The sequence below is a fragment of the Carboxydocella sporoproducens DSM 16521 genome, from assembly GCF_900167165.1.
In the GTDB taxonomy this organism is placed as follows: Bacteria; Bacillota.
The window spans coordinates 1-19,998 of the sequence record NZ_FUXM01000005.1 but is presented as its reverse complement, the minus strand read 5'-3'; the positions used below and the strand labels follow the sequence as shown (position 1 = coordinate 19,998).

Genomic DNA, 19,998 nt, shown 5'->3' with positions numbered 1-19,998 from the left:
AATAGGGCCCTTTCGCCATCCTGTTAGTGAAATAACTGACAGGAGGTAAGGCCCATGATTATTACATTGCAGGCTAAAAGCCACTGGGTAGAACAAATGAAAAGCGAGATTACCATCAGGGAGTTTTCCCCCGTAACCATGGATGAGCCCGGAGATCTGGGCGGACAGGATTCAGCTCCCACCCCGATGGAATATGTCCTGGCTTCGTTACTGGGTTGTACCACCGTGATGGCGGTAATGATTGCGAAAGAAATGGCCATTGAAGTCAATGGTCTGATGATGCGGGCAGAAGGGGAATTAAATACCGATGGTATTATGGGTAAAGGAGATGTACCTCCCTATTTTACCCGGGTGAAACAGGAGATTAGCATTGATAGCACTGCCAATCAGGAACAGCTGGAACGCCTGGCCCAGCAAATCAAAAAACGCTGTCCGGTATATAATATGCTAAAAGCAGCCGGGACCGTGGTAGAGGTCAACTGGCAACCTGGACCGGCAGTTCCCTAGTCAGTTTCTTCCCATAACCAGACGGTATCCAGCTGCAGAGTATTTTTAATTCTGACAGTTAAGCGGGGACGATGTCCCAGTATTCTGGAGGCCCAGTGCAGGGCCTCTTTTTCGTCGGCAGCTACGAGGGGTAGTTTGGCTCGCTCAAGAAATCCGGTAGTTAAGGCATTGGCATAGGTGGCTGTCCAGTCAATCTTGTTGACCAGCTGCCGGGTGGTAAGATCAGCCAGTCCGATTCCATAGGCATTGCCCTGGGATGCCGGGGCCAGGTCCAAAACCAGAATCAGTTTGATCAGAGGAGAGGGAGCTGGTGCAGGTAGGCCGGGAATACCCAGGCGATTGATAACATGGGTATCCATTCCAGTGCCACTAAAACATTTCCCGATTTCCTCCACCATCAGCAAATCGATCTCTGACCAGGGCAGACGGGGTTGCCAGCCTTTAACCCGGGCCAGTAATTGTGGTTCTTCTGCCAGAATTTCTGCAGGAGTAAGAGCCACCAGGTCGGCCAGTTCCTGATAGGCGTTTTCCAGAATGGCTATGCCTCCCCAGATCGGCAGGCGGGTAAGCAGCAGCCGGGCGGCTTCACCCAGACGCTGGCTTAAGCTCTGGGGGCCGCCAGCATGTAAGGCTGCTGCTCCAGCAGGACCGCCCATACCCAGAGCCAGCATTTTGACCAGACCGCTCTCCCAGGGACCAGTAAAAGAAGTATGAGGTTTAACCCGGTTAATTAACAGAATAGCATTGGTGGGCAGCGGTAATTCCAGGGTAAATATCGGGGTGCCATTCTTCAGCCTGTCAGTTTCCCGGGTAACAACCCCGGGATATACCGGGCAGCCCATAGTGTCAGCACTAATACCCAGTTCAGCCAGGACCCGCAATTGTCCTTCAGCGGTACTACCGCCATGACTGCCCATGGCGGCAATCAAATAGGGAGTAACCTGACGCTGACGCAAAAAATCCAGAATTTGTTTGAGCAGGGTGGGTAAAACGGCTATGCCCCGGCTGCCTACCGGTATGGCCACGGTAGCTCCGGCTGCCAGGGGCTGCTGCTGCCATAACCTTTCCAGTCCGGCCTGTAAAACTGCCGTCGGGTCAGTCAGACGAGGCCGGGGAAAACTTAAGGTGACTTTTTGCCAGTGTTGTTCTTGCAATTTCATCATCTCCCAACCAGAGGATGGTAATCAGATCGGCAGAAAGGGCAGAAAGCTTTTGCCAGGGCGGCTGGCGATACAGGTTCAAGGCCGGGAGAGGCCAGACAGGATCCAGGTCAGGATTCAGGGATTGCCAGGTGTGGCGCAAAACCTTTGTCAGCAGTTCCAGTGGTGAGTAGCCACACTGACCCAGGAGCTCCAGTTCCTTCAGTAAGCCAAAACCATGTCTGACTCCTGTGGCCCCGGCATCACTGCCTGCTACTACCGGCACTCCCAATTGCCGGGCCAGTTCTACCATTTGCATTTGCCTATCCAGGCTGCGGGCTGCTACCGGATAGGCCGGGGCCTGAGCGGCTACCGGAGCCAGAGTGGGGACCCAGTAAATGCCCTTTTGCGCTAGCTGGGTCAGGGTGGATTCGGTGAGGAAGTAACCATGTTCCAGACTGTGTACCCCGCAACTGGCAGCTAAGGCACTGGCTTCAGCACCGCTGGCATGTACCATGAGGGGTAATCCTGCCCCATTGGCCTGAGCTACTAAAGCGGACAATTCCTTCTCTGTAAACTGGCAGGGCCCGACCTGGCCGTATTCGGTAAAGGAAATAATGCCTGATAGCATCAGTTTCAGGTGCCGGGAGCCATTGGCTCTAATTTGTGTCGTCAGCTCGCCCCAGGGAGGCATGGCATTACGCCCCAGGGGATGGGCAAAGGCAGTACCATATCCCCCTTCCCGACAGTAGGCGGGATGGGTGGTATGTATATAAAAAAGGCTGTCCATTTGGGCGGCGAGACGATGGGCCCAGCCCTGGCGGTCCCCGCCATCCCGGGCTGCCAGCACACCGGCTCTGGCCATCGATTCCAGATTAGTTTGCCACATATGGTGCATACCTGTTTCGTCGTTCCAGCGGGCCCGGGCAGCTGCAAAATCCACCCCGTCTAGAGCCAGATGGACATGGGCATCTGCCAGCGGGGTGAGGGCATAACAATCAGCATAGGTTGTATCGGGAGCAGGTAAGTCCGCAGGGTAAGCCTGCCAGGGAATGAGCCGCTGGAGTTTGCCTTTTTTTATTTCCAGAACCACCGGGGTTTCCACAGGTTGATTCATACCACAGCTAAGAAACCCCGATAACAGCAGAAAGTGGCTGACCACGTATCTCTACACCCTCCTGTTTTTGCAAATTATTATATAATATAAAGGGAAGGATTGCTACTATTGCAAAAGTATGTGAGAATAGATATATAAGAGCACAGATTAGAGGAGGGTGTGGCATGCTGGCAGACAAGGAGAGTTTTAAGCAGGCATTTCTCGAGAAACTGGCAGCTTTGTTCGGCAAAACGCTGGAAGAAGCGACAGAGCAGGAGAAATATCAGGTGCTGGGACATCTGGTGCGGGAAGCCATTTACCAGCGCTGGGTGGAATCCAAACGACGACATGCCCAGCAACAGACAAAACAGGTTTATTATTTTTCCCTGGAATTCATGTTAGGGCGTCTATTGAGCAATAATCTAATCAACCTGGGCTGGCAGGAGAACTGGCAAGCGGCTTTACAGGAACTGGGAGTGGACTATTCCCTGCTGGAAGAAGTGGAACCGGATGCAGGCCTGGGAAATGGCGGTTTAGGCCGACTGGCAGCCTGTTTTCTCGACTCCCTGGCATCGCTGGGACTGGCTGGCCACGGTTGTGGTATCAGATATAAATACGGGCTGTTTGAACAAAAACTTGTTAATGGCTATCAGGTAGAGCTGCCGGAAAATTGGCTGAAAGAAGGGAATGTCTGGGAAACCCGGCGGGCGGATAAAGCAGTTAAGGTGCGCTTTGGCGGTCAGGTCAGGGTGGAGGAAAAACAGGGCCGGTTGAATTTTATTCATGAAAACTATGAGGAAATAATAGCAGTGCCTTATGACATTCCCATCATCGGTTATCGCAATGATTGTGTTAACACCCTGCGTTTATGGAGTGCAGAAGTGGCCAGGACGGAATTCGATTTCGCCTGTTTTAGCCGAGGGGAATACCTGAAGGCAGTAGAATATAAATATGCGGTGGAGGCTATTTCCCAGGTACTGTACCCGGATGATAATACATATAAAGGACGGGAACTGCGCTTAAAACAGCAATACTTCTTTGTCTCTGCCGGTATACAGAGTATCTTGCGCTATTTCAAAAAATGCTACGCCAATCAGTGGCATTTGCTGCCGGAAAAAATCGCTATCCAGGTTAATGATACCCATCCGGTACTGGTAATTCCTGAGTTAATGCGGATACTTATGGATGAAGAAGGGCTGGGCTGGGATGAAGCCTGGGATATAACCACTAGAACCGTGTCTTATACCAACCATACCATTCTGGCTGAAGCCCTGGAAAAATGGCCTATTGAGCTGTTCAAACAGCTTTTGCCCAGGATTTACATGATCGTGGAGGAGATAAATGAACGTTTTTGCAGGGCTCTCTGGGGGAGATATCCCGGTGATTGGGAGCGTATCCACCGGATGGCGGTAGTGGCAGACGGTTATGTAAAAATGGCTCATTTGGCTCTAGCCGGTAGTTACCGGGTCAATGGAGTGGCCAGAATTCATACAGAGATCTTGAAAACCAGGGAAATGCGGGAGTTTTACGAGTATTTTCCCGAAAAATTCACTAACAAAACCAATGGTATTACCCATCGCCGCTGGTTGTTAAAAGCTAATCCGCAGCTGGCGGAACTGCTTACAGAAGTGATTGGGGATAGCTGGATCCGGGAACCGGAAGAACTGAAACGTCTGTTACCCCTGGTTGATAACCGGGATTTACAGGAAAGGGCGGCATCTATCAAGCGTCAGAACAAGGAAAGGATGGCCCGGTTTATTTACCAGCATTGTGGTCTGAAAGTAGACCCGGCTTCTCTGTTTGATGTTCAGGTGAAACGTATTCATGCATATAAGCGCCAACTCTTAAATATTCTGCATGTACTGGACTTGTACCTGCGCTTGCTGGATGAGCCCAACCTGGACCTGGTACCCCGTACCTTTATTTTTGGCGGTAAAGCAGCACCCAGCTATTATATGGCTAAAAGTATTATTAAACTTATCAATACAGTTGCCGAGAAAATCAACAATGACCGCCGCTTTAATGACCGTTTACAGGTTTGTTTTCTGGAAAACTACCGGGTTTCCCTGGCGGAGCTGGTCATGCCTGCGGCTGAGGTGAGTGAACAGATCTCAACGGCAGGAAAAGAAGCTTCGGGTACAGGCAATATGAAATTCATGATGAATGGAGCTATTACCATAGGAACCCGGGATGGTGCCAATATTGAAATTGGAGAAGCAGTAGGAGAGGATAATATTGTCTTCTTTGGGCTTACTGCAGACAGGGTAATGCACTATTATGAACATGGCGGTTACAGTTCCTGGTATTTATATAATTCCCTGCCGCGGCTAAAACGAGTGGTGGATTCCCTGATCAATGGCTTTTTGCCCGCTGCCAGGGAAGAATTCAGCAATATTTATTCCAGTTTGACCCACAGTGATGAGTTTTTTGTCCTCAAGGACTTTTTGCCTTATGCCGAAGCCCAGGCTAAAATCGACAATTTATACCGGGATTTCCAGCGCTGGCAACGTATGAGCTTGACCAATATCGCCTGTTCGGGCCGTTTTTCCAGTGACAGAACCATCAGGGAATATGCCGGGGAAATCTGGGGACTGCTCTGATTGCTGCAAAAAATAGCAATCCAGGCCTGTTTCTGCTATAATACAAGGGTAAAGTAAGCAATGGCGGAGGACGGAGATGGAGATAATTATCAGCCACAGCAATACGGATTTCGACGGGCTGGCAGCCATGGTGGCTGCCAAAAAACTGCATCCGGAAGCTGTTCTGGTGGCAGCTGGGAAAATGTGCCGCAATGTAGAAGAGTTTATGGCCCTTTATAAAGATACTTTTCAGATCAGAAAGGCAAAAGAAATTCCGTTAAATAAAGTCAAGAAAGTGATTGTTGTTGATACCAAAACCGCTTCTCGCCTGGGACCAGTGGCTAAAATCATCGGTAAACCCGGCCTGGAAGTGATTATCTATGACCATCATCCCCGCAATGAAGAGGATGTAAAAGGCCAGGTGGAAGTGGTGGACCAGGTGGGGGCCACCACCACCTTGCTGGTGGAGGAAATCCAAAGGGCGGGCTTGCCTCTGCATCCATTGGAAGCCACTTTGCTGGCCATCGGTATTTATGAAGATACCGGCTCCTTGACCTTTACCACAACCACGGCCCGGGATGCGGCAGCAGTGGCATATTTACTTCGCCAGGGAGCTAACCTGAAGCTCCTGGCGGAATTCATTGAACGCCCCCTGACGGAAAGCCAGAAACAGTTGCTTAACCGCCTGATCATCAATGCCCAGCATCATCTGGTCAATGGGGTCAAGGTGTTGCTCAGCCGTTCCAGCGGGGAGGAATTTATCAGCGGGCTGGCATTGCTGGTGCACAAGCTGGGGGAAATAGAAGCAGTGGATGTGATCATTGCGGCAGTAGAAATGGAAGATCGGGTGCAAATTGTAGCTCGCAGCCGCTGCGAAGGGGTGGATGTGGCTGACTTGCTGGAACCCTTTGGTGGGGCTGGTCATGCCAAGGCAGCATCTGCCAGTGTGAAAGATATGACTTTGGATGAAGTTCTCAAGCAACTGGAACAAATCATGAAAGAACGGATCCGGCCCTTGCTAACTGCCCGGGATCTGATGTCAGCTCCCGTTAAGACCGTTTTTCCTCATACCTCCATTGACGAAGCCGGAAAAATCATGTTACGCTATGGCCATTCCGGCTTACCTGTTGTCAATGAAAACCTGGATTTGGTGGGGATTATCTCCCGGCGGGACATTGATAAAGCCCAGCTGCACAATCTGGGGCATGCTCCGGTCAAAGGCTATATGAGCCGTAAGGTGATTACCATTGAACCGCATGTACCTTTGCCGGAAATTCAAAGATTATTGATTGAACATAATATTGGCCGCCTGCCGGTGGTTGAGCAGGGACGGCTGGTAGGTATCGTTTCCAGGACCGACGTTCTGCGAACTCTACACGGGGATTTATTGCCCCATCGCATTCAGGCCGTTTATTTGCCGGAAGAGGACGCCAGCGGGGAGCGCAAGACCATAAAACAGCTTTTGCAGGAGCGCTTGCCGGCGGAAATCACTGATTTGCTGGCTAAAATCAGTTATGTAGCGGCCAAAAATCACCGTCAGGTTTATGTGGTAGGCGGTTTTGTACGGGACCTTTTGCTGGGAGTGGAAAACTTTGATATTGATCTGGTGGTAGAGGGGGATGGTATTGCTTTTGGTCAGGAACTGGCCGAGTTTTTCTGTGGCCGTGTCCGTACCCACGAAAAATTCGGCACGGCCATAGTCATCCTCCCCAATGATTTTAAAATCGATGTGGCCACCGCCAGAACGGAATACTATGAATACCCCGCTGCCCTGCCCAGGGTGGAAAAATCTACCTTACGGGAGGATTTGTACCGCCGCGATTTTACCATCAATGCCATGGCCATCGATTTGTCCCGGGACAACTTTGGTCAGCTGGTGGATTATTTTGGCGGTCGGCGGGATTTAGAAGAAGGGGTGATCCGGGTTCTCTATAATCTTTCCTTTGTAGAAGACCCCACCAGAATTTTACGTGCCATCAGGTTTGAACAGAGATATAATTTCCTAATGGAGACTACCACTTTGCGGCTGGCGCAACAGGCTATTAAGGATCAGTGGTTGACCAAACTATCCTATGACCGGATCAGGGAGGAACTGAAACATATTTTTAGTGAGGACAATCCTTCCAAGGCTATTTTCCGCATGCAGGAATTAGGTCTCTGGGACCTGATTATCCCGGAGCTTAATCTGGACCAGCAATGTTGTCTGGTATTGGAGGCCTTACCCAGGGAGATTTTATGGTTGAAGGAACAAGCGGTAGGCAAGGAGGCATTCCAGCCCTGGCTGGCTTATATGATGGGGTTGTTGTACCGTTTGCCTGTGGCCCAGCAGGAAGAGGTAGTGGAAAGAATGCGGCTGGCAGCGGTAGAACGGGACACTATCCTCGCTGCCATGAAAGCCTGGCCCCAGGTACAGCTGCTGTTGCGGGAATGGCCCCAGATTACCCTGGGCCGATTGGCTGCCCATCTGGATGAATTGGGCTGGGAGGCAGGAGCTTTTTTCCTGGCGGCCACTCAAAAACCGGGTCCCCACGGCATGTTGCAGGCCTATTATGCCCGCAGGCGCGAATTAAAACTGCATATCAGCGGCAATGATCTTATTCAGCTGGGCATTCCCAGAGGACCTGTATATCGTACAATCCTGGCCGAGATCCGCCGTTCTAAACTGGATGGGAAAGCGGTGACGCGAGAGGATGAAATACAATTGGCCAGAGAAATAGCAAGGAGAGAGGGATTTAATGTTTAATGATTTATATTCCTTAATTGCGAGTATACCAGGTTTATTATTGGGTTTTGCTTTCCATGAATTTGCCCATGCCTGGGTCGCCTATAAACTGGGAGATGATACAGCGGCAAGGGAAGGGCGGTTAAATATAAATCCTCTTTCCCATCTGGATCCAGTGGGTACATTGTTGCTCATCTTTACCGGTTTTGGCTGGGCCAAACCGGTTCCTGTCAATCCAGTGCGCTTTACCCGCCGAATAGATATGCGGACAGGGATGATGCTGGTAAGCCTGGCTGGTCCGCTGACTAATGTCTTAATAGCCTTGCTGACAGTAATTAGCTGGGGGTTGTTGGTCCGTTTTGGAATTGAACTATCTCCTGTCCTTGAAATCATTTTGCAGGGAATTCTCAGTATCAATGTAGGTTTGGCAGTTTTCAACCTTCTGCCCATTCCGCCTCTGGATGGCTCCAAAATCCTGTTTGGTCTGTTGCCTTATCGCTATACCCGCTGGCTGGAACTGCTGGAACAGTACTCCTATCCAATTCTTTTCTTGATGCTGCTAACAGGTTTTCATCGGGTTCTTTTAGTTCCCTTGCGGGATGTATTAATTACTTTCTTGCAATTTGTAGCCAATTTAATAGTCTAGCATAGATGGGGAAAGGAGCACAGTCAATGCAGAGAAAAACCATACTTAGTGGCATGCGGCCGACCGGGCGCTTGCATATCGGTCATTTAAGTGTTCTGGAAAACTGGGTTAAACTACAGGAAGAAAATGATTGCTACTTTATGGTAGCTGACTGGCATGCAATTACCACTGCCTTTGAAAATACCGAACAAATAGCGGCCAATACCCGGGAACTGGTACTGGATTGGCTGGCTGCTGGTCTGGACCCGGAAAAGGCGGCCATCTTTGTGCAAAGCAAAGTGCAGCAACATGCGGAACTACACCTGGTTTTTTCCATGATCACTCCTATTTCCTGGCTGGAAAGGGTGCCTACTTATAAAGACCAAATTCAACAGTTTGGTGACCAGGGGAAGGATATCAACACTTATGGTTTCCTGGGCTATCCTTTGCTGCAGGCGGCTGATATCCTCGTCTATCTGGCCGATGCTGTTCCGATCGGGCAGGACCAGTTACCCCACCTGGAGTTGACCCGGGAAGTAGGGCGCCGCTTCAACTATCTCTATCAGACCCAGCTCTTTCCCGAGCCTCAGGCTATTTTGGGGGAGGTTCCCCTTTTGCCGGGTCTGGATGGACGGAAAATGAGCAAATCCTATGGCAATGATATTAGCATGGTAGAAGAGCCGGAAAGCCTCTGGCAAAAAATCCGACAAATGGTCACAGATCCGGCCCGTGTTCGGCGTCAGGATCCAGGCAATCCTGACGTATGTGTGGTTTATACCTATCAGAAAATCTACAATCCTGCGGCTATTGTGGAAATTGCCGAAGGTTGCCGTACCGCTGGTATTGGGTGTATTGACTGCAAAAAGCAACTGGCGGAACGTCTGAATGAAGTAATGACTCCTCTAAGGGAGAGGCGGAGACATTACAGTGAACAGGCGGGTCTGGTGGAAGAGGTTCTGGCTGCCGGGAGGGACAAGGCCAGCCGCAAAGCTGAGGCGACAATGCAACGGGTCCGGGAGGCATTGAAGTTTTAGAAAGGAAGAAGATGGTGGCCTACGAAATCCAGCTGGAAACATTTTCTGGACCTTTAGATTTATTATGTCATTTAATTGACAAAAACCAGATGAATATTTACGATATCCCCATTGCTACTGTGGTGGAACAGTATCTGGACTACCTGCAAGCCATGCAGGAACTGGATCTGGAGGTTACTTCCGAATTTCTGGTCATGGCCGCCAAGTTGCTGGCCATTAAAGCTAAAATGCTTCTGCCCCGGCCGCGCCTGGAAGGGGAGGAAGAGGACGAGCTGGTCTATGAGGAAGACCCTCGCGAGGAGCTGGTGGAAAAACTTCTGGAATATAAACAGTTCAAGGCTGTAGCCCAGCTTCTGGAAATACGGGAAAGAGAACAGGGCCAGATGTATTTTCGCCAGAACTGTCGCGAGCTGTATGAATATCTCTTTTGCCCCCGGAATCCACTGGCCGGGGTGACGCTGGAACAGCTGCTGGCAGCTTTAAAGCAAGTGCTGGAACGGGCTGAGGACCAGGAAGATCTCAAACCTGTTTCCTATACTCGGGAACAATTTTCGATACGGGATAAAATGCGGGAGATTTTGCGCCATCTGGTCCTCTACCCCGAAGGAATAACTTTTTCTTCCCTGTTTACCAGGCGATCCAGTCGAACCGAGGTTGTTACTACCTTTCTGGCTATTTTAGAGCTGTTTCGGCAGGGCAAGATTGCCCTTTTTCAAAGGCAGCTGTTTGGCGAAATTGAGATTAAAGGCAACAACACCATTATGATTGAGGAGGAACAGGAGTGACCACCCTCTTTTCCGAGGAATTACAGGCAGCCCTGGAAGCGGTTTTATTTGCTGCTACTGAGTCATTGACTGAGGAAAAACTGGCCACAATCCTGGGCATCAGCCAGGAAGAAGTGCAGGAACAGCTGCAAAAATTGCAGGAAGATTTGCAACGGCCGGAACGGGGATTAACGTTACTGCAAGGAACTGAGGGCTGGCGGCTGGTGACTAAACCAGTATTTGCTCATTATATTGAGCGCTTGTTTCGCCCTCAGCAAAGCAATTTTTTATCAAAAGCAGCCCTGGAGACCCTGGCCATTATTGCCTACCGGCAGCCAATTACCCGGAGCGAAATCGAGCTCATCCGGGGAGTGAAAACTGAGAAGGCCATCAATACTCTGCTGGAAAGAGGCCTGATCAAGGAAGTAGGCCGCCGGGAGGGTCTGGGTAAACCTATCCTGTATGGAACAACCGAAATGTTTCTCAGCCACTTTGGTTTGCAAAGTCTGGCTGATCTACCCCCATTGGAGGAATTTCTTACCGCCCTGGAAGAATAGGGCGGTTTTTTTGCGGTTAAATTAACAAGGGATCGAAATTTAAGGGGGAAGTGCGGTGTCGGGCCTGTATTGGTTTCTTATCCTGGCCTTCATAGGCTTAGCTGGTTGGGCTCTTTACCGCCTGCCTGTATATCTGGAATTAAAAATAAAACGCACTGGAACAGAGAAAAAAATAATCTGGCGTTTAGCTCTGGCCAGGCAGGGATGGACTGTGCTTTATTCGGAATGGCCGGCTCAGGAACTCCACTGGCATAAAAAGCAATTGCGTTTTTTCTGGTCAGAAGTGTTGCGGGACTACCTGGGTACCAATCTGAACAATTACCTTTATACATTTGAACCCTGGTTTAACAGTTTGCGCCGTCATGCCCGCGTATTGAGATTGCGCCTGGAACTACAAGGAGGGTGGCCTTTTGCCCCTCACTTAACTGGCCTCTTTTCTGGTCTGGTCTGGATAGGGGTAGCCCTGGTTAACCGGATGATCCCCCGCTTTTTCGCTCCATCTTCCCGTACAGCAGAATTTGCCTATCGGCCTGATTTCCTTGCCTCGGAATGGCAAATAGGTTTTTTGTGCATAGTAAACCTTTCCTGTGGTCATATTATTAATGCCGCCGGGAAAACGCTCTGGCGGTTATGGAAGTGTAAAAAAGGGGGAAAAGCTGATGGCAGACCAGCATCCCATTGAGGCATTGATGAAAACAGCAATGGAAAGCATCAAGGAAATGGTGGATGTAAATACCATAGTGGGTGACCCGGTAGAAACACCGGATGGGACGGTGATAATTCCCGTTTCCAGAGTATGCTGTGGTTTTGCTGCTGGCGGCGGGGAGTTTGAGCTTTTAGGTGGGGGCAACAAGAAAGATAACACCCAGGCCATACCCTTTGGGGGTGGTAGTGGTGCAGGAGTATCAGTACAACCGGTTGGATTTTTAGTAGTAGGTCAGAATCAGGTACGGCTCTTGCCGGTTGATGGAAATGCGGTGGTGGATCGATTGCTGGACATGGCTCCCGGTCTTCTGGAAAAAATACAGAACATTGTCAGTGGGAAAAAAAGCAAGGAAAAAGAGGAGAACAAGACAGATATCGGGGCGGGATTATAGTGATAGGGGCTTGTCCCCCTTTTTTCTTTGCGGTATAATTGTTGGTAAAATTTAATGCCACTAAAGGGGTAGGGTCGCATGGAATTACGAGCAGCTGTGGAAGCAATTTGGGCTAATCGTAAGTACAAGGTTTTGGATCCACGGCAGGTGATCAGCCATCTTAATGAAGAAGTGGCAGAAAGCCTCAAGGCTCTGTTACGGGGGGATGAAGAAAGCGCCCGCAAGGAGCTGGAAGATGCCCTTTCCTGTTTGTTTATTGCTCTGAAAGTAATGGATGTGGATCTGGAAGCTGCTATTGAGCGGCAAATAGCTCAGATGCAACGCAGTGCCCGCAATCAGTCAGAACGGGTGATGGTGATCAGGCCGGGAGAAGTGGAACTGCTGGTTCAGGGAGTGCGCAAAGGTGGTTGGTCCATCTGGGGTGAAGAAGATGTTGCAGAAGCGGAAAAAATAGCCAGAGAATTTGGTTTTGCTGTTATTTATGAATTATAAAAAGTTCTTTTCCTCCCGCTCAGAGCGTATATTGAAGGTAGCAAAAGTCGGGAGGTTTTTTTATGCTCAACTGGCTGTGGAGCGGTTTACTGCTTTGCGGTTTCCTCTTTGGGGCTATTAATGGGCAAATAGACCGGGTTCTTCAGGCTGCCTGGCAGGGAGCGCAACAGGCGGTGGAGCTGGCCCTGGGTTTGGTAGGCATTATGGCCTTCTGGCTGGGCATTTTGCGAATAGCTGAGGAAGCTGGGCTGGTAAATGGGCTGGCCAGGCTTTTGCGTCCTCTCCTGATCAGACTTTTTCCTGACGTTCCGGTGCAGCATCCGGCCATGGGCGCAATGCTGATGAATATTGCTGCCAATTTACTGGGCCTGGGCAATGCAGCCACCCCTCTGGGCCTGCTGGCTATGCAGGAGTTGCAAAAACTGAATGGCTACCGGGATGAAGCCAGTAATGCTATGTGTACATTTCTGGTACTAAACACCGCTTGTTTTACCTTGATTCCAACAACAGTCATTGCCTTGCGAGCCAAACTGGGAGCTCAGCAACCTACTGACATTATCGGACCCACGATGCTGGCTACATTGTTCGGGCTGGGAGCTGGCCTGCTGCTGGATCGCTGGTGGCGGAGGAGGCGATGGTGGTGATCACTGCACTGCAAGAGCTTTCCCGCTGGCTGGTGCCGTTTTTTCTGGTTCTGGTGATCTTAGTAGCGGCAGGTAAACGGATTAAAGCCTATGAGATTTTTATCGAAGGGGCAGAAAAGGGTTTTACAACAGCAATAAAAGTGATACCATATTTAGTGGCGATGCTGGTAGCCATTAATGTATTTCGGGCCTCCGGGGCCCTGGACTTTATCGGCAGAGCTTTGGCTCCTGTTCTTAGTTTATTTGATATACCACCGGATTTGCTGGCTTTGGCGATACTCCGCCCACTATCCGGTAGCGGTGCATTGGTTTTGAGTGGTGATATAATGAAGACATATGGCCCGGATAGTTTAATTGGCAGGATTGCTGCAGTTATGCAGGGTAGTACAGAAACTACTTTTTATATTCTGTCCCTTTATTTCGGGTCAGTGGGGGTCAAGAAATTTCGGCATGCTCCCTGGGCAGGGTTAGTGGCTGATGCTGTGGCATTTCTGGCAGCAATTGTTATTTGTAAACAGGCTTTTGCTTAATAACAGGGGAGGAAAAAAGATGCCGCTGGAGAGATTGCAAAAAATCCTGGCTAAAGCGGGGATTGCTTCCCGGAGACGGGCAGAAGAACTGATTTTGGCAGGAAAAGTGAAAGTAAACGGCAAAGTGATAAAAGAACTGGGTTTTAAGGCTGATCCCGAGCGCGACCTGATCGAAGTTAATGGTAACAAGATAAAAATTAACGATGAGAAAATTTATATTTTATTATATAAACCGCGAGGTTATGTCACTACCGTCAGAGACCCGCAAGGGCGCCCTACGGTCTTACAATTGCTTAAGGATGTAAAGACCCGGGTTTTTCCCGTCGGTCGCCTGGATTATGACACGGAAGGACTACTTTTATTGACCAATGACGGTGAATTGACCTATGCTCTTACCCACCCGCGCTATAAAGTACCCAAAACCTATTTGGCTCTGGTAGAAGGGGTACCGGAGGAGGAAAAATTGCAGGCACTACGCCAGGGGGTCCCTCTGGAAGACGGGATGACGGCTCCGGCACAGGTCAGGTTAGCAGGCAAGGAAGGCAGAAGAGCCTGGCTGGAGATTACCATTCATGAAGGCAGGAAACGCCAGGTTAGACGCATGTGCCAGTACATAGGTCATCCGGTTCTATTTCTGAAACGTTCCAGCTTCGCTTTTTTAAATTTAAAAGGTCTTAAGAAGGGTGGATATCGTTATCTAAACAGTGAAGAGATCAGGAAACTCAGGCAAATAGCCAGGATTGAGAGGAAATAAATGGGGGAGACCGGGATGATTGTGCGTGAGGCAACCCGTGAGGATTTGTACGGGATTACAGCTTTATGGTATGAACTGGCTGTTTTCCATGAACAATACGGGGAACAATATCGGCTGGCGGCTGGAGCCAGGGAAAATTATTTTCGCTATCTCAATACGCTACTAGCAGATCCTACCAATTTTTTGATTCTGGCAGAAGAACATGGTGAGGTACTGGGTTTTTGCCATGGTATGTTGTTGACCCGGCCCCCAATTTTCACTATTACACGCCTTGGATTTATTTCTGAACTGGGAGTCCGGGCCAGTCGCAGACGGCAGGGCATTGGACAAGCCCTTTTACGCGCTATTCTGGAGTGGTTTGAAAAAAACGGCGTGGAACTGGTGGAAATTGCTAATGCCCAGGAAAATGAAATCGCCCGTAATTTCTGGAGCAGTCAGGGATTTGTTCCCTATATGGAACGGCGGGCCTTCTGGCTTAATCGCTAAACAGCCTGGGCATGCATTATAAATCAAATCCAGAGGAGGTAGCTTATGAAAAACATCACCCTTGACTATGGCAAAGCACTAGCTTTTGTTCGTGAGGAGGAATTAAGCCAGCTGGCACCGGCTGTTAAGCTCGCTCACCAGCTGCTACATGAAAAGAAAGGACCCGGCCAGGAATTCACTGGCTGGGTTGAATGGCCACAAACCTATGATCGCCAGGAGTTTGAGAGAATAAAAAATGCTGCTGCCCGCATCAAGGAACAGGCAGATGCCCTGATTGTTATCGGTATTGGGGGTTCTTATCTGGGGGCCAGAGCTGCGATTGAACTGCTTGGCCACACTTTCCGCAATCAACTTAAGGCGGAGAAAAGACAGGCACCGGAAATTTATTTTGCCGGTAATAACCTGAGTCCGGTATATTTAAAACATCTATTAGAAGTACTGGAAGGTAAGGAGCTGGCACTAAACGTTATTTCAAAATCAGGAACCACAACCGAACCGGCGCTTGCTTTCCGCTTCTTCCGGAAGCTGCTGGAACGCAAATATGGGGTTGAAGGGGCCCGGGAACGGATATATGTTACCACTGACAGGAACCGGGGAGCTTTAAAACGCCTGGCTACCGAAAAAGGCTATGAAACCTTTGTCATTCCAGACGAAATCGGGGGCCGTTATTCTGTGCTTACGGCAGTGGGAATGTTGCCAATAGCTGCGGCCGGAATTGACATTGAGGAAATCATGGCCGGGGCGCGCGAGGCCATGGAGTTGTATGCTAACCAAAACCTGGAACAGAACCCGGCATACCAGTATGCAGCTCTACGTAATCTTTTGTATGCCAAAGGCAAGACTCTGGAAGTACTGGTCAGCTATGAACCCCAGTTACATTCCTTTGCCGAATGGTGGAAACAGTTATACGGAGAGAGCGAAGGTAAAGACGGCAAAGGTATCTTTCCTGCGGCAGTAGAGTTTTCCACTGACCTGCATTCCCTGGGGCAGTATTTACAGGAAGGTTTGCGCAATCTGTTTGAAACCGTTCTCATGTTTGAACAATCTACAGCAGAATTGTTCATACCCGAAGATCCCGATGACAGTGATGGCCTGAATTTTGTTAGCGGGAAGTCGCTGGATTTTGTCAATAAGCAAGCTTTTGCCGGCACTCTCTTGGCCCATGCTGATGGCGGGGTACCGGCACTGGTTGTCAATATACCTGCCAATAATCCATATTATTTTGGCCAGTTAGTCTATTTCTTTGAAAAGGCCTGTGGAATAAGTGGCTATTTACTGGGGGTAAATCCATTTAACCAGCCTGGTGTAGAGGCATATAAAAAGAATATGTTTGCTTTACTGGGTAAACCTGGTTATGAGCAATTACGCCAGGAATTATTAAAAAGGCTATAAAACAGGACACCCCGTTCCCCCTGTGGAACGGGGTTATATTTTTAGTCGATAACATTGTGGTGATGATGGGATAAACGAATGACATCACCACAACCATTACACTTGAATTCTGAAACCCAGCCCTTTTCATCCACTAAACGGGTGTTGAGATGCCGGAATTCTTCACTATCACAGATACCACAACCATGATCCATGTTGATTTCAATGCTCTTCCCCATGCTGTTCAACCGGAAAGTACCAAACTTTTTTACCCGTGGCATGGTTTCCCACCTCCCTGATTCTATTTTAAAATGGGAGGCGGGACTTGGCAAGTCCCAATTTAACCGTAGGGGTAAAGAGCATGGTCAAGATCTCTGTCCCATTTCTTGACTGCATAACCGCCATAATTGGCCAGGAGGTTACCGATCTCATTAATTTTGCTGTTATCTGATTCAATCGCTACCAGGGTATTGCCTTCCAGCACTTCTGTAGCCAGATAGTTAGCCTCCTCAGTATGAACTCCCAGGTAGGACAGAGCATCAGCAATGCTCTTGTCTGGTTGCATAATTGCATCCGCCAGGGGGCCAACAGCTGCGAAGGTACCATGCTTTTCGAGTTCCACTATTTCAACAGGATACAGCCCCTGCAGCGGAGCCAATGGTTCAGACTGGCCATAAATATGACTGGTATATAGGAGTATCCCTTTTGGGCCTCCTAATACCTCTTCATTATCGGATTTTAGCTTAGTAACTACGGAAACCTGATCTGGTCCGAGAAACGGACTGATTTCTTGAACGGCTTTAATGGCATCACCGGCATTGTTAAAAAGAGCTGTTACTACTCTTTTCATAATCACACCTCCAGTAATAGCATTTCTTTTCTGATAAGTTTTCATGTATGGAAGCAGTCTCACTGGTAAATACTACTACAACGAAGGAGGGAGAATAATGCCACGCTGCAATAATTGTGGAAACACAGTGAACTTCTCCAGTTCCCTGATTCCTCCACCTGTCCCCGAGGCCTGTGGTCCCCCGACTGGCCTTTATGCTAACTTTGACGATGAGGGTTTTATCAGTACTATGGAGGCAACGGGAGCAGATCTGGACACGGCGCAACTGGCCTATGAAAACCCCAGGCGGTACTTTGATACTTGCGGGTTATGTGGCTCCAGAGACCTGACCTGGTAGAAAAAAATCCCCTGTCCGGCAGGAAAAGTGCCAGACAGGGGAGAATAATTTTTTTAGCTTCAGGGAAGGGAGAAGGAGAAAATGCGTCAGCGCTTAACACAGGGGCTAATTCAGGTTTATACAGGGAATAGCAAAGGAAAATCTACGGCTGCCTTTGGCCTGGCTTTACGGGCTATTGGTCATGGTTTTAAAGTTTATATTATTCAATTCATGAAAGGTAGCGGTTATTATGGGGAGCTAGCTACCTGGCATCGCCTTTATCCTTACATTCAATTCAGCCAGTACGGTCGTGGCTGTCCCTACAGTCACCTTATTCGCCAGGGGGAAGATTCTTGCCGGGGATGTGGTCAATGCTTTGTCAAAAAAGGGGAAGCTACAGCCGAAGATATAAGACAAGCTGCCATGGCTTTAGAAAAAACTAGAAAGATCATGGCTACCGATGAATTTGATATTATTATTTTAGATGAAGTACTAAATGCAATTTATTTTGAGCTAATTTCCACGAAAGAAGTTCTAGAACTGATCAATAATAAGCCTCCTCTGGTGGAGTTGGTCCTAACCGGGCGTAATGCTCCGCCGGAAATCATTGCAGCGGCCCATCTGGTTACAGAAATGAAAGAGATAAAGCACCCATTTCAACAGGGAATTTCAGCGAGAAGGGGTATTGAGTATTAGAAAAAGTTTGGAGGTTTATCTATGGTTAAATCTCTGGAAAATAACCAAGTTGTAATATCACCGGTACGGGCGAGAATTCGCCTGGATTTTAAAGGGACTGGAAAGAAAGCTTTATTTGGAGGTAAGTCTCCAGAAAAAATGGCTGAAGAAATCCGGGATCAGCAGGCAGCATTGCTGCGGAACGTACCCTGGCAAGGGGTAATTGTCGAAGAAATAGACATGGGTCTAGACATCTATACCGTGACTGATGAAGTGGATGGCAGGGAAATGGCCTTTGCGCCCTTGATTATAACTGTCCGCTGTGATACCCTTGAGGAGATTTTGCCCTTTATTGTGCGAGATGAGTTTCGCAAGATTGAAATCCTTGCTCCTGCGGACTTTGTCATGGATAGGTTGGAAATAGAACGACTGCTGTTTCGTCTTTTTACTGAATTGAAGAGAACCAAAGAATTATGGGAGAAACGTCTAAACAATCGATAATCAAACAAATTTTTACATAAGAGACCAGGAGGCAGGCATATGATATTGCGGGAGGGATTATTATGCCTGCCTGGGATTATGTATTTCGAGCTATTACGGCAGTAGCCATCTTAACAATTTTGAGCATAGGCTTTTATCAATTGTGGGACAATTCAATACCAATGGAGGGGTATTTTAAAGTCTCAGCCTTTTTAGAAAATCATCAGGACCCCAAGGGACATATATATTACTCTGAAGAAGCTATATCTGTTTTTAGCACCGAACAAAATCAAGCAGATTATTACTGGCGCCTCATACCTGAAAACTTTAGCCAATCAGCTGCAATAATAGTAGAAAGAAATGGTATAGCGATTGCAGATTTTTTACTGGGGGAGGTAACTATACCCTCCCAGAACCGTGATCGCATTACGATTTATAATAGACTTAATAAAACAATAACTGTGCAGGTTGAGAAATGGACTGAACGGGGCAGAGTAAGCAAGGGGCAATTGTCAATAAAAGCAGGTCAGCGGGCGGAAATATTCACCGAGTGATATTGCTTGTATACAAATTGTTAGATATAATTAATTAACGCTACAGAGAGTTTAATGAGGTGATATCGTTGGTTCATGCACCAACTGGCAGCAAGCGAATTGCCGCTGTTGCAATTCGTATGGCGTTAACATCCGACCGAGAAGAAGAAAAAAATTTGAAAAACGAATTTGCCAAAATTGGGATAAAAACTGCAGCAGTAGATTATGGTGGTGAGTTTGTACCTTCAGTGGCAAAAATCGTAGAGAGAGCTGTTGTGGCAGCTAAACGAGAAGGCGTTATCAAAGATACCCATGCCGACGAAGGAGCGGTTGCAGGTGCAACCCGAGAAGCTCTGGCTCAAATCATGCCTAAAGCAGTTGGGTTAAACGTAGGTGGCAAAATTGGTATTGCTCGTTATCAAGACCATATTAGCGTAGCCGTTTTCTTTGGTATAGGACTTTTACATTTGGATGAGGTCGCTATTGGTTTAGGCCACCGTGCAGCCCCACAATAAAAACGAGCTAATTGCGTTGTCAGAAAATCCTGACAATCCAAGGGATTAGCGAAAGGTCAAAAATAAATTTACCCCAGAAAAAGGTGTATAGAAAAGGGTTTTTAGCGCAAAACAAGAGGCTGAGGGAAAAATTCACCCCAGCCTCAAATGTTGTAAAAAATAAGCAACAGGCATCCACCTGTGGTAAAATTGAAGTTGAAAAGACAAAAATCCTACCCAGGGAGGGATGCCT

Annotated in this window: 24 protein-coding genes and 1 pseudogene; 20 read left to right on the top strand and 5 right to left on the bottom strand. The window is 48.5% G+C overall.

Annotated features, from left to right (window positions below; genetic code table 11):
* Positions 1-54: 54 nt before the first annotated feature.
* Entirely contained in the window at positions 55-507 is a 453-nt protein-coding gene (locus B5D20_RS03240) for an OsmC family protein (protein WP_078664784.1), read from the top strand.
* Here B5D20_RS03240 and B5D20_RS03235 read toward each other — a convergent pair.
* Positions 504-1,661, bottom strand: a complete 1,158-nt coding sequence (locus B5D20_RS03235; RefSeq protein WP_078664783.1) for a nickel pincer cofactor-dependent isomerase, group 22 — start codon at positions 1,659-1,661, stop codon at positions 504-506. The genes B5D20_RS03240 and B5D20_RS03235 overlap by 4 nt on opposite strands.
* Complete coding sequence (locus B5D20_RS03230; protein WP_078664782.1) at positions 1,603-2,808, bottom strand: amidohydrolase family protein; 1,206 nt, start codon at positions 2,806-2,808, stop codon at positions 1,603-1,605. The genes B5D20_RS03235 and B5D20_RS03230 overlap by 59 nt, the downstream gene beginning before the upstream one ends.
* 119 nt (positions 2,809-2,927) lie before the next feature.
* Here B5D20_RS03230 and B5D20_RS03225 point away from each other — a divergent pair, with 119 nt between their 5' ends.
* The 14 genes from B5D20_RS03225 (at position 2,928) to B5D20_RS03160 (ending at position 16,418) form a co-directional block, all read left to right on the top strand.
* Positions 2,928-5,342 carry a glycogen/starch/alpha-glucan phosphorylase gene (locus B5D20_RS03225; protein WP_078664781.1) on the top strand — a complete coding sequence of 805 codons (2,415 nt, stop codon included), beginning with the start codon at positions 2,928-2,930 and terminating at the stop codon, positions 5,340-5,342.
* A 76-nt stretch (positions 5,343-5,418) separates the two neighbouring features.
* Positions 5,419-8,064: a CBS domain-containing protein gene (locus tag B5D20_RS03220; protein WP_078664780.1), complete on the top strand. Its 2,646-nt coding sequence runs from the start codon at positions 5,419-5,421 to the stop codon at positions 8,062-8,064.
* Positions 8,057-8,689 (top strand): site-2 protease family protein, encoded by a 633-nt coding sequence (locus B5D20_RS03215; RefSeq protein ID WP_078664779.1) that lies wholly within the window; start codon positions 8,057-8,059, stop codon positions 8,687-8,689. The genes B5D20_RS03220 and B5D20_RS03215 overlap by 8 nt, the downstream gene beginning before the upstream one ends.
* A 26-nt stretch (positions 8,690-8,715) precedes the next feature.
* Positions 8,716-9,702, top strand: a complete 987-nt coding sequence (gene trpS / locus B5D20_RS03210; RefSeq protein ID WP_078664778.1) for a tryptophan--tRNA ligase — start codon at positions 8,716-8,718, stop codon at positions 9,700-9,702.
* A gap of 14 nt (positions 9,703-9,716) precedes the next feature.
* On the top strand, positions 9,717-10,487 hold the full coding sequence (locus B5D20_RS03205) for a segregation and condensation protein A (RefSeq protein ID WP_078664871.1): 771 nt from the start codon (positions 9,717-9,719) through the stop codon (positions 10,485-10,487).
* Entirely contained in the window at positions 10,484-11,023 is a 540-nt protein-coding gene (gene scpB / locus B5D20_RS03200; RefSeq protein WP_078664777.1) for an SMC-Scp complex subunit ScpB, read from the top strand. Before B5D20_RS03205 ends, scpB begins: the two co-directional genes overlap by 4 nt.
* 55 nt (positions 11,024-11,078) lie before the next feature.
* Positions 11,079-11,705: a hypothetical protein gene (locus B5D20_RS03195; RefSeq protein WP_078664776.1), complete on the top strand. Its 627-nt coding sequence runs from the start codon at positions 11,079-11,081 to the stop codon at positions 11,703-11,705.
* Positions 11,683-12,120, top strand: coding sequence for a GerW family sporulation protein (gene ytfJ / locus B5D20_RS03190; RefSeq protein WP_078664775.1), 438 nt, complete (start codon positions 11,683-11,685; stop codon positions 12,118-12,120). The genes B5D20_RS03195 and ytfJ overlap by 23 nt, the downstream gene beginning before the upstream one ends.
* 78 nt (positions 12,121-12,198) lie before the next feature.
* Positions 12,199-12,612, top strand: a complete 414-nt coding sequence (locus tag B5D20_RS03185) for a nucleoside triphosphate pyrophosphohydrolase family protein (RefSeq protein ID WP_078664774.1) — start codon at positions 12,199-12,201, stop codon at positions 12,610-12,612.
* Positions 12,613-12,674: 62 nt separating this feature from the next.
* Positions 12,675-13,256, top strand: coding sequence for a nucleoside recognition domain-containing protein (locus tag B5D20_RS03180; RefSeq protein WP_078664773.1), 582 nt, complete (start codon positions 12,675-12,677; stop codon positions 13,254-13,256).
* Positions 13,247-13,786 carry a spore maturation protein gene (locus tag B5D20_RS03175; protein WP_078664772.1) on the top strand — a complete coding sequence of 180 codons (540 nt, stop codon included), beginning with the start codon at positions 13,247-13,249 and terminating at the stop codon, positions 13,784-13,786. The genes B5D20_RS03180 and B5D20_RS03175 overlap by 10 nt, the downstream gene beginning before the upstream one ends.
* Before the next feature lie 19 nt (positions 13,787-13,805).
* The gene (locus tag B5D20_RS03170) at positions 13,806-14,540 is read left to right on the top strand and encodes a pseudouridine synthase (RefSeq protein ID WP_078664771.1); all 735 of its coding nucleotides are present in this window, start codon (positions 13,806-13,808) and stop codon (positions 14,538-14,540) included.
* A gap of 15 nt (positions 14,541-14,555) precedes the next feature.
* Complete coding sequence (locus tag B5D20_RS03165) at positions 14,556-15,026, top strand: GNAT family N-acetyltransferase (RefSeq protein WP_159071854.1); 471 nt, start codon at positions 14,556-14,558, stop codon at positions 15,024-15,026.
* Positions 15,027-15,071: 45 nt separating this feature from the next.
* Positions 15,072-16,418 carry a glucose-6-phosphate isomerase gene (locus B5D20_RS03160; protein ID WP_078664769.1) on the top strand — a complete coding sequence of 449 codons (1,347 nt, stop codon included), beginning with the start codon at positions 15,072-15,074 and terminating at the stop codon, positions 16,416-16,418.
* A 41-nt stretch (positions 16,419-16,459) separates the two neighbouring features.
* On the opposite strand, the gene B5D20_RS03155 is transcribed toward B5D20_RS03160, so the two are convergent.
* Together B5D20_RS03155 and B5D20_RS03150 are read right to left on the bottom strand one after the other, a co-directional pair.
* A complete protein-coding gene (locus tag B5D20_RS03155) occupies positions 16,460-16,678 on the bottom strand; it encodes a hypothetical protein (protein ID WP_078664768.1) in 219 nt (72 codons plus the stop codon).
* Positions 16,679-16,737: 59 nt separating this feature from the next.
* A complete protein-coding gene (locus B5D20_RS03150) occupies positions 16,738-17,247 on the bottom strand; it encodes a hypothetical protein (RefSeq protein WP_078664767.1) in 510 nt (169 codons plus the stop codon).
* Positions 17,248-17,344: 97 nt separating this feature from the next.
* On the opposite strand from B5D20_RS03150, the gene B5D20_RS03145 reads away from it, so the two are divergent.
* From B5D20_RS03145 to B5D20_RS03125, 5 genes and pseudogenes are all read left to right on the top strand, one after another.
* Positions 17,345-17,584, top strand: a complete 240-nt coding sequence (locus B5D20_RS03145) for a hypothetical protein (protein ID WP_078664766.1) — start codon at positions 17,345-17,347, stop codon at positions 17,582-17,584.
* Positions 17,585-17,662: 78 nt separating this feature from the next.
* Positions 17,663-18,259 (top strand): annotated as a pseudogene (gene cobO / locus B5D20_RS03140) (cob(I)yrinic acid a,c-diamide adenosyltransferase); the annotation flags it as partial.
* A 21-nt stretch (positions 18,260-18,280) separates the two neighbouring features.
* On the top strand, positions 18,281-18,739 hold the full coding sequence (locus B5D20_RS03135; RefSeq protein ID WP_078664764.1) for a hypothetical protein: 459 nt from the start codon (positions 18,281-18,283) through the stop codon (positions 18,737-18,739).
* Positions 18,740-18,801: 62 nt separating this feature from the next.
* Positions 18,802-19,272 (top strand): hypothetical protein, encoded by a 471-nt coding sequence (locus B5D20_RS03130; RefSeq protein ID WP_078664763.1) that lies wholly within the window; start codon positions 18,802-18,804, stop codon positions 19,270-19,272.
* Between the two features lie 68 nt (positions 19,273-19,340).
* Positions 19,341-19,766 (top strand): HutP family protein, encoded by a 426-nt coding sequence (locus B5D20_RS03125; RefSeq protein ID WP_278307752.1) that lies wholly within the window; start codon positions 19,341-19,343, stop codon positions 19,764-19,766.
* Positions 19,767-19,785: 19 nt separating this feature from the next.
* On the opposite strand, the gene B5D20_RS14035 is transcribed toward B5D20_RS03125, so the two are convergent.
* Positions 19,786-19,998 (bottom strand): hypothetical protein (locus B5D20_RS14035; protein ID WP_207651228.1); only part of this gene is annotated, 213 nt, incomplete at its 5' end.